This window comes from Paraburkholderia sp. RAU2J (genome assembly GCF_003634845.1).
In the GTDB taxonomy this organism is placed as follows: Bacteria; Pseudomonadota; Gammaproteobacteria; order Burkholderiales; family Burkholderiaceae; genus Paraburkholderia; species Paraburkholderia fynbosensis.
In genome coordinates this window covers 507,579-524,707 of sequence record NZ_RBXG01000002.1, presented here as the reverse complement: position 1 = coordinate 524,707, position 17,129 = coordinate 507,579, and the positions used below count along the sequence as shown (strand labels likewise).

The 17,129-nt window shown below is 63.7% G+C and carries 15 protein-coding genes; 4 read left to right on the top strand and 11 right to left on the bottom strand.

Annotated features, from left to right (window positions below; genetic code table 11):
- Positions 1–132: 132 nt before the first annotated feature.
- Complete coding sequence (gene rpoD, locus B0G69_RS19780) at positions 133–2,328, bottom strand: RNA polymerase sigma factor RpoD (protein WP_241991399.1); 2,196 nt, start codon at positions 2,326–2,328, stop codon at positions 133–135.
- On the opposite strand from rpoD, the gene B0G69_RS41920 reads away from it, so the two are divergent.
- Entirely contained in the window at positions 2,237–2,497 is a 261-nt protein-coding gene (locus B0G69_RS41920) for a hypothetical protein (RefSeq protein WP_241991567.1), read from the top strand. The genes rpoD and B0G69_RS41920 overlap by 92 nt on opposite strands.
- A gap of 115 nt (positions 2,498–2,612) precedes the next feature.
- On the opposite strand, the gene dnaG is transcribed toward B0G69_RS41920, so the two are convergent.
- The 4 genes from dnaG to B0G69_RS19760 all read right to left on the bottom strand — a co-directional run bounded on the left by dnaG (position 2,613) and on the right by B0G69_RS19760 (position 6,729).
- Positions 2,613–4,481: a DNA primase gene (dnaG, locus tag B0G69_RS19775; protein WP_121320292.1), complete on the bottom strand. Its 1,869-nt coding sequence runs from the start codon at positions 4,479–4,481 to the stop codon at positions 2,613–2,615.
- A 78-nt stretch (positions 4,482–4,559) separates the two neighbouring features.
- Positions 4,560–5,006 (bottom strand): GatB/YqeY domain-containing protein, encoded by a 447-nt coding sequence (locus B0G69_RS19770; protein ID WP_121320290.1) that lies wholly within the window; start codon positions 5,004–5,006, stop codon positions 4,560–4,562.
- Positions 5,007–5,230: 224 nt separating this feature from the next.
- Entirely contained in the window at positions 5,231–5,443 is a 213-nt protein-coding gene (rpsU, locus tag B0G69_RS19765) for a 30S ribosomal protein S21 (protein ID WP_028196180.1), read from the bottom strand.
- 68 nt (positions 5,444–5,511) lie between these two features.
- Positions 5,512–6,729, bottom strand: a complete 1,218-nt coding sequence (locus B0G69_RS19760; RefSeq protein ID WP_121320288.1) for an NAD(P)/FAD-dependent oxidoreductase — start codon at positions 6,727–6,729, stop codon at positions 5,512–5,514.
- A gap of 130 nt (positions 6,730–6,859) precedes the next feature.
- Here B0G69_RS19760 and tsaD point away from each other — a divergent pair, with 130 nt between their 5' ends.
- Positions 6,860–7,888 (top strand): tRNA (adenosine(37)-N6)-threonylcarbamoyltransferase complex transferase subunit TsaD, encoded by a 1,029-nt coding sequence (tsaD, locus tag B0G69_RS19755; RefSeq protein WP_121320285.1) that lies wholly within the window; start codon positions 6,860–6,862, stop codon positions 7,886–7,888.
- A gap of 88 nt (positions 7,889–7,976) precedes the next feature.
- On the opposite strand, the gene folE2 is transcribed toward tsaD, so the two are convergent.
- The 4 genes from folE2 to B0G69_RS19735 all read right to left on the bottom strand — a co-directional run bounded on the left by folE2 (position 7,977) and on the right by B0G69_RS19735 (position 12,270).
- Complete coding sequence (gene folE2 / locus B0G69_RS19750) at positions 7,977–8,783, bottom strand: GTP cyclohydrolase FolE2 (RefSeq protein ID WP_121320283.1); 807 nt, start codon at positions 8,781–8,783, stop codon at positions 7,977–7,979.
- Between the two features lie 305 nt (positions 8,784–9,088).
- Complete coding sequence (gene dxs / locus B0G69_RS19745; RefSeq protein WP_121320281.1) at positions 9,089–10,996, bottom strand: 1-deoxy-D-xylulose-5-phosphate synthase; 1,908 nt, start codon at positions 10,994–10,996, stop codon at positions 9,089–9,091.
- An 87-nt stretch (positions 10,997–11,083) separates the two neighbouring features.
- Positions 11,084–11,965: a polyprenyl synthetase family protein gene (locus B0G69_RS19740; protein ID WP_121320279.1), complete on the bottom strand. Its 882-nt coding sequence runs from the start codon at positions 11,963–11,965 to the stop codon at positions 11,084–11,086.
- Complete coding sequence (locus tag B0G69_RS19735) at positions 11,962–12,270, bottom strand: exodeoxyribonuclease VII small subunit (RefSeq protein ID WP_121320277.1); 309 nt, start codon at positions 12,268–12,270, stop codon at positions 11,962–11,964. The genes B0G69_RS19740 and B0G69_RS19735 overlap by 4 nt, the downstream gene beginning before the upstream one ends.
- Before the next feature lie 287 nt (positions 12,271–12,557).
- Between B0G69_RS19735 and B0G69_RS19730 the strand changes: the two genes are divergently transcribed.
- Positions 12,558–13,664, top strand: a complete 1,107-nt coding sequence (locus tag B0G69_RS19730; RefSeq protein WP_121320275.1) for an aromatic ring-hydroxylating dioxygenase subunit alpha — start codon at positions 12,558–12,560, stop codon at positions 13,662–13,664.
- A gap of 181 nt (positions 13,665–13,845) precedes the next feature.
- Positions 13,846–14,715, top strand: a complete 870-nt coding sequence (locus B0G69_RS19725) for a sulfurtransferase (protein ID WP_121320273.1) — start codon at positions 13,846–13,848, stop codon at positions 14,713–14,715.
- A gap of 100 nt (positions 14,716–14,815) precedes the next feature.
- On the opposite strand, the gene B0G69_RS19720 is transcribed toward B0G69_RS19725, so the two are convergent.
- Both B0G69_RS19720 and B0G69_RS19715 read right to left on the bottom strand, forming a co-directional pair.
- Positions 14,816–15,688 (bottom strand): dienelactone hydrolase family protein, encoded by an 873-nt coding sequence (locus B0G69_RS19720; RefSeq protein ID WP_121320271.1) that lies wholly within the window; start codon positions 15,686–15,688, stop codon positions 14,816–14,818.
- Between the two features lie 82 nt (positions 15,689–15,770).
- Entirely contained in the window at positions 15,771–17,126 is a 1,356-nt protein-coding gene (locus tag B0G69_RS19715; RefSeq protein ID WP_121320269.1) for an NAD(P)/FAD-dependent oxidoreductase, read from the bottom strand.
- Between the last annotated feature and the right edge of the window lie 3 nt (positions 17,127–17,129).

Sequence of the window (17,129 nt, the reverse complement as noted above, 5' to 3'; positions counted from 1 at the left end):
GAAGGCCGGGCCCATTCGCTGGTTGGCCGACATACTACACGAAAAAGGGGCCTCCGCAACCGCTTCGCCCGAGCGAAACAACCGGGAAGCCCCTTCAAGCACAACATTTTCCGCCGCCAACACCTGCTTCGATCAGTTCCCTTCGAGGAACGACTTCAGCTTGTCCGAGCGGCTCGGGTGACGCAGCTTGCGCAACGCCTTCGCTTCGATCTGACGGATCCGCTCACGCGTCACGTCGAACTGCTTGCCGACTTCTTCGAGCGTGTGATCGGTGCTCATCTCGATACCGAAACGCATACGCAGCACTTTCGCTTCGCGCGGCGTCAGCGAGTCGAGCACGTCCTTCACGACATCGCGCATGCTGGCATGCAGCGCGGCGTCGGCCGGCGCGACCGTGTTGTTATCCTCGATAAAGTCGCCCAGATGCGAATCGTCGTCGTCACCGATCGGCGTTTCCATCGAGATCGGCTCCTTCGCGATCTTCATGATCTTGCGGATCTTGTCTTCCGGCATTTCCATCTTCTCCGCCAGCGTTGCCGGATCCGGTTCGAGGCCGGTTTCCTGCAGAATCTGACGCGAGATGCGGTTCATCTTGTTGATCGTTTCGATCATGTGAACCGGAATCCGGATCGTACGCGCCTGGTCGGCGATCGAACGCGTAATGGCCTGGCGAATCCACCACGTCGCATACGTGGAGAACTTGTAGCCGCGACGATATTCGAACTTGTCCACCGCCTTCATCAGGCCGATGTTGCCTTCCTGAATCAGGTCGAGGAACTGCAGACCACGGTTCGTGTACTTCTTCGCAATCGAGATCACGAGACGCAGATTCGCCTCGGTCATTTCACGCTTCGCCTGCCGCGCCTTCAGTTCGCCGGCCGCCATCTGACGGTTGGTTTCCTTCAAGTCCTTCAGCGGCAGCACGACACGCGCCTGCAGGTCCAGCAGACGTTGCTGCTGTTCGCGAATCGCCGGAATATTACGCGTGAGGATCGCGCTATACGCGTGACCTTCGGCGACGATCTTGTCCGCCCACTCGAGATCCGTTTCACTGCCCGGGAAACGCGCGATGAATTCCGCACGCGGCATGCCGCACTTGTCGACCACCGTGTGCAGGATCTGACGCTCGACCTGACGCACTTCGTCCACTTGCGCGCGCAGCGTGTCGCACAGACGCTCGACCGTACGCGCGGTGAAGCGGATCGTCATCAGTTCGTTCTGGATCGTTTCCTGCGCCTTCAGGTACGACTTGGACTTGTAGCCTTCTTTCTCAAACGCGCGGCGCATCTTGTCGAACCATTCGCTGATCATCGCGAATTTTTCGAGCGACGCACGCCTGAGCGCTTCCATCTGCGCCGCGTTGGCCGTGGCTTGCGCGGTGCCGTCGTCTTCTTCCTCGTCCTCGTCGCTTTCTTCCTCGACTTCCTCGTCTTCGCTCTCGATCGCTTCCGCCTCCTGCGCGGAGAAGCCGTCGGCGTCTTCCGCGTTGGCGTCGATCAGGCCGTCGACCAGTTCGTCGATACGAATCTCTTCATTCGCGACGCGCTCGGCCATCGCGAGGATGTCGGCGATCGTGGTCGGGCACGCGGAGATGGCCATCACCATGTGCTTCAGACCGTCCTCGATCCGCTTCGCGATTTCGATTTCGCCTTCACGCGTGAGCAATTCGACCGTACCCATTTCGCGCATGTACATACGCACGGGGTCCGTGGTGCGGCCGAATTCGGAGTCGACGGTGGACAGCGCGACTTCCGCTTCCTCTTCCACTTCGTCGTCGGACGAAGCGGCGGGCGCGTTGTCGTTCAGCAGCAGCGTTTCAGCGTCGGGGGCCTGCTCGTAGACCGCCACGCCCATGTCGTTGAACGTGCTGATGATGCCTTCGATCGCCTCGGTCTCGGTGAAGTTGTCCGGGAGGTGGTCGTTGATTTCTGCATACGTGAGAAAGCCGCGTTCCTTGCCGAGCTTGATCAGCGCGCGCAGTTTGGAGCGGCGCTCCTCGAGCTCCTCCACCGTACCAGGCTGCGACGATGCGAATGCATCTTTCAGAAGCGCTTTTTCCTTGGCACGACGGTCGCGAGCCTTGACCTTTTCCACCTTGCCCGGTGCAGCGGCAGGGGTTTCTTCGGTCTGGGTTGCATCGTCATCGACGGGTACTTCGTTCAGCTTTTTCGTCATGGAGTTCGCCGTACCGGCTGTAGTCTCGACTCGCGGCTGGTGGACAACAGCCGGTAGAACCGTGGATACTGAAGTCTCGCGCACTACCGCATCGTCCTGCGCGGCAGCCGCTTCCCTTGCGCTTCTGACACCCGGCTGCGTGGCAGCCGGCACAGCTTTCGCCCCTCTGACCGGATCCGCTCGTGCCGCGGAAGCGACCGAGGATTTCTTCCCGGCAGCTGGTGCAACACTGACAGCAGACGTTTTTCTGGCGGAAGAAACTAACTTGGCCTCGGTGACCTTTCTGGTCGGCTCTTTCGAGCGTGCACCGGTTGTCGCCTGATTTCCGCCTGTAGTCTTTGCCATCGCATCGCCTTTTCGCCTTTGCTAGGAAAACCCTTGAAAAACAAACCGCTAGAAACCTTTAATTATACCACCCAAGGTTTCCGCCCTCTCCCTCACAGACCTAGCTGACGCTTCATATCAGCCCGTTTCCGATTCAATTCCGAAAGCTCCGCAAACTCCTCCGGCGTGTGCCGGGATTGTCGCGAAAGCTGCTCGAGACGGTCGCAATAAGCGTCGTACCGCATCTTGAGGATCGCCGCTTTCAGTTCCTCGCCCACGATCCGTTCCTGCTCGCGCCGTTCCTCGATGACGGTCTCGTCCTGAGGGTCTTTCAGCAGCAAATCCCGGACATTTTCATCATAGTCTAGAATTTTGCGAAAGATTTCCTCGAAAGTTGGGGCGTTCGCGCCGTTTCGCAATAGGTCGGACAACAACTGAAACTCCGCCGAATCGCCCAGCGCACGCGCGTGCGTCGTCACTTCCTCGAACAATTCGCCGTGCCGTGTGACGCTCAGCAGCGCCTGCTCGGCGTCCTCGTCGAGCACCGCCACCGTGCGCGGATACATCACGAGATTGCGCAGCGTCTTTTCTTCGATCCCTGTCACGCTGCGCCGGTCCTTGCGGGCCGGCGCGAGGCGCGCCGCAGCCGCGATCCGCGAATCGACCTCGCAGAGGGCCGCCACCTCGTCGAACGGCACGTCGAGACGGTCGGCGAACATATGCATGATCTGCGCACGCAACGCGTTGGCCGGCAGGGCTTGCAGCAGCGGTTTGGCGTCGAACAGGGCACGCGCCCGGCCTTCCGGCTGATCCAGCTCCTTGCCCGTCAGCACTTCGTTCAGCATGAACTGCGAGAGCGGCATCGCGCGCTCGACCTGCTCGGCGAACGCCTCGGTGCCGAATTCACGCACGTAGCTATCCGGATCGTGCTCGGACGGCAGAAACAGGAACCGGATCGTCCGGTTGTCCGCCGCGTGTGGGAGGCAGGCGTCCAGCGCCCGGCGAGCGGCGCGCCGCCCTGCCGAATCGCCGTCGAAACTGAAGATGACCGTATCGGTCTGGCGCATCAGTTTCTGCACATGAACCGGCGTGCAAGCCGTGCCGAGCGTGGCGACCGCGTTCTGAAACCCCAATTGGGCCAGCGCGACCACGTCCATATAGCCTTCCACGACCAGCACGTAGTGCTGTTCGCGAATCGCCAGACGCGCTTCGAACAGCCCATACAGCTCGCTGCCCTTGTTAAATAGAGGCGTTTCGGGCGAATTCAAATATTTCGGTTCGCCGCCGTCCAGCACGCGGCCGCCGAAGCCGATCACCTGCCCCTTCACGTTGCGTATCGGGAACATGATCCGCTCGCGAAAGCGGTCGTAGCGGCGGTTCTGCCCCTGTGCGTCGGCCTTTTCGCTGACGATTACGAGGCCAGACTCCACCAGCGCGTCGTCGCGATAATTGGGGAAGGCCGCTTCGAGATTCTGCCAGCCGTCTGGCGCGTAGCCCAGACCGAAGCGCGCGGCGATTTCGCCGGTCAAGCCGCGCTTTTTCAGGTACTGGATCGCGCCCGGCGCGCCGCGCAACTGCTTCCGGTAGAAATCGCAAGCGGTCTGCATGACATCGGAGAGTGCCGTGGTGACGGCTTTGGACGCCGCCGGTGCATAACCGCCGGCGCCGCCCCCGCCATACCCCGGCGACGGCTCGTTCGGCACGGTCAAGCCCACCGATTGCGCCAGATCGTTGACCGCCTCCGGAAACGAGGATCCCACATGTTCCATCAGGAAGCCGATGGCCGTCCCGTGCGCGCCGCAGCCGAAGCAGTGATAAAACTGTTTAGTCGGACTAACGGTAAACGAAGGGCTTTTCTCGTTGTGAAACGGGCACAGCCCCATGAAGTTCGCGCCGCCCTTTTTCAGCTGCACATACCGGCCGACCACGTCGACGATATCAACGCGGTTGAGCAGGTCCTGCAGGAATGACGGTGGAATCACAGTAAATGACGCTACCTAAAAAGCTCAACGCTGCGCGCGGCGTCGGACAACGGCGCGCGCAGGCCGGACAAACTCAAATTACTTCGCGAGCGCGGCTTTGACTTGCGCCGACACCGCGGTCATATCGGCGCGACCGGCCAGCTTCGGCTTGAGCACGCCCATCACCTTCCCCATGTCCTGCGGGCCGGCCGCGCCGGTTTGGGCGACCGCGGCCTGGACTTCGGCAACGATTTCCGCCTCGGACATCTGCTCCGGCATGTAGGCAGACAGAATTGCCAGCTCGGCCTTTTCCTTGTCGGCCAGATCCGTGCGGCCTGCGGCCTCGAACTGGCTGATGGAGTCCTTGCGCTGCTTGATCATCTTGTCGACGACCGCGGTGATCGCGGCGCCGTCGAGCATGACGCGCTCATCGACTTCGCGCTGCTTGATGGCGGCGAGCAGCAGGCGGATCGTGCCGAGCCGCTCGGTCTCACGCGCCCGCATGGCAGTTTTCATATCGTCGTTGATCCGGTCCTTGAGACTCATCACTCACCTGAATGCGTTGAAAGTTGAAAAAGCGGCCGGGTCGAAGGCATCAACACGAATACCCGCTTGGGGACTGCTTCCTCAAGCGGGTTGGCGCAATGTGCGTAGTGGATGCGACCCTGCCGGCTGGCCCGATGAACCGTGTTTTCCGTGATGACACTTCGCGTGCCCTCACCGGGTGGATGTCGCCGCTCCGTTTGACCGGGACCGCGGCAACGCCAGAATCAGTAGAACTTCTTTGGCAGCATCTGGCCACGCAGACGCTTGAAATGACGCTTCACCGCGGCGGCCTTCTTGCGCTTGCGTTCAGCCGTAGGCTTTTCGTAAAACTCGCGAGCGCGAAGTTCCGTCAGCAAGCCGTTCTTCTCCATGGTGCGTTTGAAACGGCGCATGGCGACTTCAAACGGCTCGTTGTCTTTTACGCGGATGGTCGTCATTTTTCAATAACGGAACTTTGTAAAGGTTCAGGAGTATAGCAGAGCTTTCTCACAAAGCTAATGCGCCGTCAAGCCCCCCGGACGTACTCCGCGGCCGCCTGGCCGGCCGCCACGCCCGAGGCCCACGCCCACTGGAAGTTGTAGCCACCGAGCCAGCCGGTCACGTCGACCGCCTCGCCGATGAAGTACAGCCCCGGCGCCTTCGCGCTCATCATCGTCGTTGAGGACAGGTCGCGCGTGTCGACGCCGCCGCGCGTCACTTCGGCTTTGCGATAGCCTTCGGTGCCGTTCGGGGTGAGCGTCCAACGCGACAGCGCTTCACCGATGCGCCGCAACGTCTTGTCCGGCAGATCGGCCACGCGGGCTTCGGCAGAAATCTGGTGGGTTTCCAGCCAGACGTGAGCGAGCCGCTGCGGCACCCACTCGGATAGCAGATTGGCGATCTGGCGCTTCGTGCCGGTCTTTGCTTCGAGCAGGGCGGTCGTCGCGTCGCGCTCCGCCAACAGGTTGATGTGAATCGGCTCGCCGGGTTGCCAGTAGCTCGAGATTTGCAGCACGCCCGGGCCCGACAGGCCACGGTGCGTGAGCAGCAGGTCCTCGGTGAATTCGGCGCCGGTCTTCCTGTTGCCGGTCGCCAGTTGCACTTCGAGCGACACGCCGGAGAGTGCCGAGAACGGCTCCCAGTCGGCGGCGGCGAAGGTCAGCGGAACCAGCGCGGGACGCGTATCGATCAGTTTGTGACCGAACTGTTTGGCAAGCCGATAGGCGAAATCGGTGGCGCCGATCTTGGGGATCGACAGCCCGCCAGTCGCGATCACCAGCGCGCGCACGGTGATCGGGCCAGACAGCGTATCCAACGCGTACCGGCCCTGCGCGTCCTGCCGCACGCCTTCCACCGACAACGGCGTGCGCCATGCGACGCGGCCCGCGTCGCACTCGCTCTTCAACACATTGATGACCGCGTCGCTCGACTGGTCGCAGAACAGCTGCCCCTTGTGCTTCTCGTGCCACGTCACGCGATGACGCTTGAGCAACGCCATGAAATCGCGCGGCGTGTAGCGCGCCAGCGCGGAACGGCAAAAATGCGGATTGGTCGACAGGTAATTGGCCGGCCCGGCGTACACATTCGTGAAGTTGCACCGGCCACCGCCGGAGATGCGGATTTTTTCCGCGAGACGTTGCGAGTGGTCGATCAGCACCACGCGCCGGCCGAGTTGCCCGGCCACGGCCGCGCACATCATGCCGGCCGCGCCTGCGCCGATCACCGCGATATCGAAAGATTCCATGGGGCCGCATTGTACCTGCGGGATAGCGACCGTCTGCGGCCTGGTGTCCGCACTGCTATACTTTCAGGCTGGCCTTTTATTTCTGGGCGCAAGGGTGTCGTCACTCGTGCGCCCCTTCAGACCCACCATCATGCTCGTTCTCGGCATCGAAAGCTCCTGCGACGAAACCGGTCTCGCGCTCTACGACACGGAGCGCGGCCTGCTCGCGCACGCGCTGCATTCGCAGATTGCGATGCATCGGGAGTACGGCGGCGTCGTGCCCGAGTTGGCGTCGCGCGACCACATCCGACGTGCGCTGCCGCTGCTCGAAGAGGTGATGGAGCGTGCCGGCGCGGCGCGCAGCGACATCGACGCGATCGCCTACACGCAAGGGCCAGGGCTCGCGGGCGCGTTGCTGGTCGGCGCGAGCGTCGCCAATTCGCTGGCAATGGCGTGGGACAAGCCGACCATCGGCATCCACCACCTCGAAGGGCACCTGCTGTCGCCGCTGCTGGTGGATGAGCCGCCGCCGTTCCCGTTCGTGGCGCTGCTGGTGTCAGGCGGACATACGCAATTGATGCGCGTGACGGACGTGGGCGTCTACGAGACGCTCGGCGAAACGCTGGACGACGCGGCCGGCGAAGCGTTCGACAAAACCGCCAAGCTGCTCGGTCTCGGTTATCCGGGCGGCCCGGAAGTGTCTCGCATGGCGGAATTCGGCACGCCCGGCGCGGTAGTCCTGCCCCGCCCGATGCTGCATTCCGGCGACCTCGACTTCAGCTTCAGCGGCCTGAAGACCGCCGTCCTCACGCACGCGAAGAAGCTCGGCGGCGCGAATATCTGCGAGCAGGCGAAAGCGGATCTGGCGCGCGGCTTCGTCGACGCCGCGGTGGAAGTGCTGGCGGCGAAGTCGCTGGCGGCGCTGAAAAAGACCCGGCTCAACCGGCTGGTCGTCGCGGGGGGCGTGGGCGCCAACCGGCAGCTGCGCGAGGCGCTGTCCGCCGCCGCGAACAAGCGCAACTTCTTCGTGCACTACCCCGACTTGTCGCTGTGCACGGACAACGGCGCGATGATCGCACTGGCCGGTGCGTTGCGATTGCAGCGCTGGCCCGATCAATCGGCTAAAGACTACGCGTTCACGGTGAAGCCGCGCTGGGATCTGACTTCCCTCGCACGCTGAGCTGAAGATCGCCGCACCATAAGAAAAGCCGCTTCAAAAGCGGCTTTTTCAATGCGGTCAAACCAGCGAACACGCGCAAGGGCGTGTCTCACCCCACCCGCTTGTCCCGCTCGATCACCGCATACGCGCTGTGATTGTGAATCGACTCGAAGTTCTCTGCCTCGAGCACATAGGCGACGATCCGCTCGTCCGCGTTCAGCCGCTGCGCGACGTCGCGCACGAGGTCTTCGACGAACTTCGGATTTTCATACGCGCGCTCGGTGACGAATTTCTCGTCGGGGCGCTTGAGCAAGCCCCACAGTTCGCACGACGCTTCTTCCTCCGTAATGCGAACCAATTCTTCCACCGCCACGTCGCCGGTCAGTTCGGCATTGATCGTGACATGCGAGCGCTGGTTATGCGCGCCGTACTGCGAAATCTTTTTCGAGCACGGGCACAGGCTCGTGACTGGCACCAGCACTTTCAGAAACAGGCGCGTCGTGCCGTTGCGGGTGTCGCCCGTCAGCGTGACTTCGTAGTCGAGCAGACTCTGCACGCCCGAAACCGGCGCGGTCTTGTTCACAAAGTACGGGAACGACACTTCGATGCGGCCCGCCTCGGCTTCGAGCTTTTCGAGCATGGCGGCGAGCATGGTGCGAAAAGTGGCCGGTGCGAGCGGCGCCTTGTTCTCTTCGAGCAACGCCACGAAACGCGACATATGCGTGCCCTTCTGTTCAGCCGGGAGATGCACGTCGAGATTCCACATGCCGACCGTCGGCTGCACTTGGCCGCTTTGCGTGCGCACCGTCAACGGATGACGCACGCCCTTGACGCCGACCCGCTGAATCGGGATCTGGCGCGTGTCGGGCGTGCTTTGCACGTCGGGCATGATAAAGGCGGGATTCATCTGGTTCATTCTGTTGTCCTTTCAGGAAAGCGCCGGGCCGCCCCGAGTTTTCCGCTCCGCCGGAAACCCCCGCCCCCAACGAAGCCCCTTGGGGAATGGGAGGATCGGGGCGATGGCCCCCAACGGGGGGCCGCCCTGAACCAGCGGATTCAGGGGCTCTCAGCGGCCGTGCGGATAGTGCGCGCAACGGCGAACGCCGGCCTTGGCCGGCGTTGGAAGATGGGCCCGCAGGCCCATTGATTCGAGTTGGAGATAGTAAAAAACGAGAGTGGCAGCCGCCATCGCATCGCGGCGGCATGCCGGTCGGCAACGCCTTACGCGACGCGCTTCACGGACGATTGAACGCCGAGCGCGCCGTTCGACAAAAACCGCTCGCGAATCGACTTGGCGATACCCACGGCGTCGAGACCGCATGCGGCGAGCAGCTTGGCCGGGTCGCCATGATCGATGAAGCGGTCGGGCAGGCCCAATTGCAGCACCGGCCGCATCACGCCCGCTTCGAGCAGCGCTTCGACGCAAGCCGAGCCCGCGCCGCCCATCACGCAGCCTTCTTCGACGGTGACGATGGCGTCGTGCGTCTCGGCCAGTTGACGGACCAGCTCGGCGTCGAGCGGCTTCACGAAGCGCATGTTCGCGACGGTGGCGTCCAGTTGCTCGGCCGCCGCCAGCGACGGCGCGACCATCGTGCCGAACGCGAGGATCGCAATGCGCTTGCCCACCGGCTGCGACGTCTCGCGCCGCACTTCGCCCTTGCCGAGCGGCACCGCCGCCATCTGCTTGACGGTGGCGACACCCGTACCCGCGCCACGCGGATAACGCACCGCCGTCGGGTTCGGCTGCTGCAGCGCGGTGTACAGCATCTGCCGGCATTCGTTTTCGTCCGACGGCGCCATGACCGTCATGTTCGGGATGCAGCGCATGAACGCGAGGTCGTAAGCACCCGCGTGCGTGGCGCCGTCTGCACCGACCAGACCCGCGCGGTCGATGGCGAACACCACCGGCAGGTTTTGCAGCGCGACGTCGTGAATCAGCTGGTCGTAGGCTCGCTGCAGGAAGGTCGAGTAGATCGCGACCACCGGCTTCATGCCGTCCGCGGCAAGACCGCCGGCAAACGTCACCGCGTGCTGTTCGGCAATGCCGACGTCGAAATAGCGATCCGGGAAGCGCTTCTCGAACTCGACCATGCCCGAGCCCTCGCGCATGGCCGGCGTGATGCCGATCACGCGCGAATCCAGCTCGGCGGCGTCGCACAGCCATTCGCCGAACACCTGCGTGTAGGTCTTCTTCGACGGCGTGGTGGCCGGCTTGATGCCTTCGGCCGGATTGAACTTGCCCGGGCCGTGGTACAGCACCGGATCGGCCTCGGCCAGCTTGTAGCCCTGGCCTTTCTTCGTCACGACGTGCAGGAATTGCGGGCCGCGCAGTTCCTTGATGTTCTGCAGCGTCGGGATCAGCGAGTCGAGATCATGACCGTCGATCGGGCCGATGTAGTTAAAGCCGAACTCTTCGAACAGCGTGGCCGGCACGATCATGCCCTTCGCGTGCTCTTCGAGCTTGCGGGCGAGGTCGAGCATCGGCGGCGCGACGCGCAGCACGCGCTCGACGCCCGCGCGCGCGGCGGCGTAGAAGCGGCCGGACATCAGGCGCGCCAGATGGCGATTGAGCGCGCCGACCGGCGGCGAGATCGACATGTCGTTGTCGTTCAGGATCACCAGCAGCGGCACGTCGTCTTCGACGCCGGCGTTGTTCATGGCCTCGAAGGCCATGCCCGCCGTCATCGCGCCGTCGCCGATCACGGCGATGCCCATGCGGTTGTCGCCCTGCAGCTTGCTCGCGACCGCCATGCCGAGCGCGGCGGAGATCGACGTGCTGGAGTGCGCGGTGCCGAAGGTGTCGTATTCGGACTCGTCGCGTTTCGGGAAGCCCGAGATGCCGCCGAGCTGACGCAGCGTGTGCATCTGGTCGCGGCGGCCCGTCAGGATCTTGTGCGGATAGGTTTGATGGCCCACGTCCCAGACAATCCGGTCGTGCGGCGTGTCGAACACGTAGTGCAGAGCAATGGTCAACTCGACCGTGCCGAGGTTGGACGAAAGATGGCCGCCCGTCTGCGATACGCTGTCGAGCACGAAAGCACGCAACTCGTCGGCAAGCGGTTGCAATTGGCGGCGATCGAGGCGGCGCAAGGCTGCCGGGTCGTCGATGGTTTTCAGCAAGTCGTACATCGTCGTTCCATTGTAGGAAAACTTACGCGCCCGCACTTCATACATGCACCCCGGGGATAAAAGGTGCGCGGCGGCGGGCTTTCGCGTTCAGCTAACCCGGTTCACCACCAGGTCGGCCAATTCGGCAAGACGCTGCGCGCGTGCGCCGAACGGCGCCAGCGCGGCGTGCGCGTCGCTGCGCAGCTGCGCTGCGAGCGAGCGCGACGCGTCGAGCCCGATAATCGACACGTAGGTCGGCTTGCCGTCCTTCGCGTCTTTGCCAGCGGTCTTGCCGAGCGTCGCGGAATCGGTCGTGACGTCGAGAATGTCGTCGACGACCTGAAACGCGAGACCGACGGCGGCCGCATAGGCGTCGAGCGAACGCATCGCGTCCGCATCCGGCGCTTCGCCCGCCAGAGCGCCCATGCGCACCGCGGCGCGCAGCAACGCGCCGGTTTTCATCCGGTGCATGGTTTCGAGTTGCGTGCGCGTCAGCGTGTGGCCGACGCTCGCCAGGTCGATCGCCTGCCCGCCGCACATGCCGAGCGAGCCGCTCGCGAGCGCCAGTTCGCGCACGAGCGAAGCCTGCTGCGGCGCGGCCAGCACGTCGGAGGTCAGCGCGACGAAAGCCTGCGATTGCAGCGCGTCCCCGACCAGCAGCGCCGTGGCTTCGTCATATTGGACGTGCACCGTGGGCTTGCCGCGGCGCAGCGCGTCGTCGTCCATGCAGGGCATGTCGTCGTGTACCAGCGAGTACACGTGGATCATTTCCAGCGCCGCCGCCGCCGCATCGAGGCATTCGGCGCGCGCGCCGGTCAGCTCGCCGGCCGCGTGGCACAGCAGCGGACGAACCCGCTTGCCGCCGCCCAGCACCGCGTAACGCATCGCCTCATGCAGTTTGGCGGGCTCGGTGGCCTCGCCCGGCAGGTAGTGTTCCAACGCCGTTTCGACACGTTCGAGTACCGAGCGCGTCCATTGTTCGAATGTCATAGGTCGTCCCCGCTTTCAGTAGCGGCTGTGCCTGCGGTATTCATGGGCAGCGGTTTCAGCGTCTCGCCGTCGAGCACGCGCACCTGCTGCTCGACTTTTTCGAGCTGCTGCTGGCAAAACGCCACGAGGGCCGCGCCGCGCCGATACGCGCTCAACGACTCCTCGAGACTCAGGCTGCCGCCTTCCATGCGCGCCACCAGCGCTTCCAGTTCTGCCTGAGCGGCCTCGTAGTTCTCGGGCAGCGGCGTGGTATCGACGCCTTCGGCTGGCGCAGCAGCAGTATCTTTCGACGCGGTCTTCGCCATGAATAGTCGCAAAATTAAAACAAGTCGGACATTCTACGGCAAAAGCGCCATATCCGAGCCGCTCGCCGGCCTGCGTCGCGCGTGCGCGTCCCGCGCCGCCCCTGAAGTCTCGCAGAAAAAAAACGATTGGTCTGCGGCGAAAATCCCGAACTTTCATGACATTTTTGACCCAAATCAGGGACTTAAGCGCCCCAAAGAAGGGGAAACGGGTATAATCGCGGGCTCCCTAAATCGAATCTATCGATGGTTGGGTTGTTCACTGCTTTCACGTCTTCACGGGAGTGGGAATGTCCAATCTGAGCAATGCATTGCAGTTGCGGTCTGTCCACAGCCAGCTGCCAGTCACGGCTTACTTTGACGAAGCGCTTCTTACGCGCGAAATCGAAACCCTTTTCAAGAAAGGTCCTCGTTACATCGGCCACGATCTCATGGTGCCCGAAGCGGGGGATTATTTTGCCTTGCCCAGCGAAAGCGAGGGGCGTGTGCTCGTCCGTAACCAGCAGTCCCAAGTCGAATTGCTGTCGAACGTGTGCCGCCACCGGCAGGCCATCATGCTCAACGGCCGCGGCCAGACGGAGAACATCGTCTGCCCGCTGCATCGCTGGACGTACGACCTGAAGGGCGAACTCCTCGGTGCGCCCCATTTCGCGGACAACCCCTGCCTGAATCTCGGCGCCACGCCGCTGCAGAACTGGCAAGGGCTGCTGTTCGAAGCCCAGGGGCGCGACGTCGCACGCGATCTCGCACGCCTCGGCACCAAGAAACATTTCGACTTCTCGGGCTTCATGTTCGACCACGTCGAAGTGCACGAGTGCAACTACAACTGGAAGACCTTCATCGAGGTCTATCTGGAGGACTATCACGTCGCGCCGTTCCATCCGGGCCTCGGCAGCTTTGTCAATTGCGACGACCTGACGTGGGAGTTCGGCGAGTGGTACAGCGTCCAGACGGTGGGCGTGCACAAGGATCTGGAGCAGCCGGGCAGCCCGACCTACCGCAAGTGGCACGACCAAGTGCTGCGTTTTCGCGGCGGCAACCCGCCCGACTTCGGCGCGATCTGGATGGTGTACTACCCGGGCATCATGATCGAGTGGTATCCGCACGTGCTGGTGGTGTCATGGCTGATTCCGCGCGGTCCGCAGAAAACCACCAACGTAGTGGAGTTCTATTACCCTGAGGAAATCGCGTTGTTCGAGCGTGATTTCGTCGAAGCCGAGCGCGCCGCGTATATGGAAACGGCCCGCGAAGACGACGAGATCGCCGAACGCATGGACGCAGGCCGCCGTGCACTGCTGGAGCGCGGCGAGTCGCAGGTCGGCCCGTATCAGAGCCCGATGGAAGACGGTATGCAGCACTTCCACGAGTTTTTGCGGCGCGAGTTGGGCGAGATCTGAGCGCGCTCACTCAGCGTTCGGTCACGATTCATCCGACTCTTGCGCAAGCCGCATCGACATCAGGAAAGACGGGCTTCGGCCCGTCTTTTTTTGTTTAGACTTACAAGATAGCCCGGCCATCCGTCCGTAGCGCCAAGGCGCCCGACCGCAACCGCCATTGCCCGTATCGAGGAGACATCACATGCCCCACACTCACTACACCACTCTGATCTCCGCGACCAATCTTGCGGAACGGCTCGCCGCCGCGCCAGGCAGTGTGTTCGTCATCGATTGCCGCTTCGATCTGACCGACACGGAAGCGGGCGAGAAAGCGTATCTGGCCGGACATCTGCCGGGCGCGCATTACCTGCATCTCGATCGCGATCTGTCCGGGCCGAAGAACGGCACGAACGGGCGGCATCCGCTGCCGGATCGCGCGCGGCTGGTCGAGACGCTCGAATCGCGGGGTTTGAAGCAGGGCCAGCAAGTGGTCGCTTATGACGCGCAAGGCGGCATGTACGCCGCTCGCGTATGGTGGCTGCTGCGCTGGCTCGGACACGACGCGGTGGCGCTGCTCGACGGCGGCCTGCCGGCCTGGCAAGCCGCCGGTCAGCCGCTGACGCAGGACGTGCCGGCCCAGAACACCGGCGACTTCAATGCCGGTGCGCCGCTCGCCGTGACGGTCGATGCGCAGACGATCGAGCGCAATCTCGGTTCGAAGGAGCACGTGGTGGTCGATGCACGCGCGGCCGATCGCTATCGCGGCGAGAACGAAACGCTGGATCGCGTCGGCGGCCACATCCCCGGCGCGCTCAACCGCTTCTTCAAGGACAACTTCACCGCCGACGAGCGCTTCAAACCGGCTCATACGCTGCGCGAGGAATTTCACGCGCTGCTCGGCGACACGCCGCCCGAACACGTGGTGCTGCAATGCGGCTCGGGCGTGACGGCATGCGTGAACGCGCTGGCCATGGAGATTGCCGGCCTGCATGGCGCGGCATTGTATGCGGGCTCGTGGAGCGAATGGAGCTCTGATCCGAAGCGGCCGGTGGCGACCGGTGCGAAACCCTGAGTCCCGGACGCCCTGAGCGGTAAGCACAAAGGCCGTTGCCGCCCATGGGCGGCAACGGCCTTTTTAATCGTACGAAGCGCGCGACGATCCAGTTGAATCCTCAGGCCACCCCGTGCTGCTTGAACCACACGAGCGCGCGGCGCCAGCCATCTTCGGCATCGGCCTTCCTGTAGCTCGGCCGGTAATCCGCGAAAAACGCATGGCCTGCATCGTCATACACGACGAACTGCGAGCCGCGCCCCGCTTGCGGGCCTTGCGCAATGGCCTGCTTCATCTGCTCGAGCGTGTCTTGCGGGATGCTCTGATCCTGCAAACCGTAGAGTCCCAACACCGGCGCATGCAGCCGCGCGACCTGATCGAGCGGATTGGCCGGCGTGTTCGCGGTTTTCGCGCCCGCCACGCGGCCATACCAGGCGACGCCCGCCTTGAGCCGCGGGTTGTGTTCGGCATATAGCCACGCAATCCGCCCGCCCCAGCAAAACCCGTTCACGCCGACCCGGTTCAGATCGCCGCCATGCTCGCCGGCCCACGCGACGGTCGCGTGGAGATCGCCCATGACCTGCTCGTCCGACACCTTGCTGACCAGTTGCTCGTTGAGCTGCTGCATGCTCGTGAAAACGGTCGGGTCGCCCTGCCGCTGATACAGATCCGGCGCGATCGCCAGATAACCCTCCTTGGCGAAGCGCCGGCACACGTCGGCGATATGCTCGTGCACGCCAAAAATCTCATGCACGACGAGGATCACCGGCAGGTGCGTCTTGCCCTTGGGCTGCGCGCGATACGCCGGCACCAGCGTGCCGCCCGAACGCACGGCCACTTCGCCGGCTTCGAGGCCGTCGCTGTCGGTGTGGATGGTTTGCGCCGAGACCGGCAGCACGGCCGCCGCGAAACCGGTGCCGAGCGCGGCCTTGATGAAGGTGCGTCGATTGAAGGGAACGTGGGGGATCAGGCTATCGATCTCGGGCTTCAGCATGCGCGCTCCGCTGTTGATTGTTAGAGGCAAGAGGATACGCCTGACGCGCATCCCGTTGCAGTTTCAACCACGGCTTTACCCCTCAGTGCAGCTTCACGCGCGGCAAGGTGGAGCGGCGCAGCCAGTGCGCGAAGGTATCGAGCACCATCCGCGCGTAGCCATGCAGCGCCGCGATATGCAGCCGGTACAGCGACATGTACATGAAGCGCGCGAACAGTCCTTCGATCAGCATGTTGCCGCCGATCACTCCGCCCATCAGATTGCCGACCGCGCTGAAGTGCCCGAGCGACACCAGCGAGCCGAAGTCGCGATAGGTGAATTCCGGGAGCGGCTTGTTGTCGAGCCGCGCGGCCAGCGCTTTCAGCAGGAAACTTGCCTGCTGATGCGCGGCTTGCGCGCGCGGCGGCACGTTGCGCTCGTTGCCCGGCCACGGACAGGCGGCGCAATCGCCAAGCGCGAACACGTTGTCGTCGACTTCGGTTTGCAGCGTGCGGCGCACGTTGAGCTGGCCGAGCCGGTTGACCGTCAAGCCGTCGAGCTGGCCCAGGATGGGCGGCGCCTTGATGCCCGCTGCCCACACCGTCAGGTCGGCGCGCACGGTGTGCCCGCTCGCGGTACGGACGATGCCGGGCGCGACTTCAGCGACCGTCTCGCCGATCAGCAGCTTCACACCGAGCTTGGTGAGCAGCTCGGCGGTCGCCGTCGAGACGCGCTCCTGCAGAGCCGGCAAAATGCGCGGCCCCGCCTCGATCAACACGATGCCGACGTCATGCCGCGGATCGAGCTTATGCAGACCATACGCCGACAGCACCTGCGCGGTGTTGCGCAATTCCGCCGACAGTTCGACCCCGGTCGCCCCGCCGCCGACGATAGCCACCTGGATACGCGGTTCACTGGCTGACGACGTGCCCGGTCCCGGCCTCGATTCGACGGGCTCATGCACCTGATGCTCGGCGCGCATGCAGGCCGCGATCAGGCGTTTGCGGAACCGCTCGGCCTGGCCGACCGTGTCGAGTGCGAGTGAAAATTCGGCCGCGCCCTTCACGCCGAAGAACGCCGTGGTGCTGCCGATCGCGATGATCAGCGTGTCGTATTCGAGCTCGCGTTCGGGCAGGAGTTCGGCGCCGTCGTCATCGGCCACGGTGCCGAGCGTGAGACGTTTGTTGGCGCGATCGAGCCCGGTGAGTTCGCCCTGCTGAAACTCGAAGTCATGCCAGCGCGCTTGCGCCGCGTATTCGAGCTCCTGTGTGAACGGGTCCATGCTGCCCGCCGCCACTTCGTGCAAGAGCGGCTTCCAGATATGCGTGGGGTAACGGTCGACGAGCGTGACTTGGGCACCCGCGCCGCCTTTGCGCTTCTGGGCGCCATAGCGGTCACCCAGACGTGTCGCCAGTTCCAGCCCTCCCGCGCCCCCGCCAACGACGATAAATCGATGCATTGC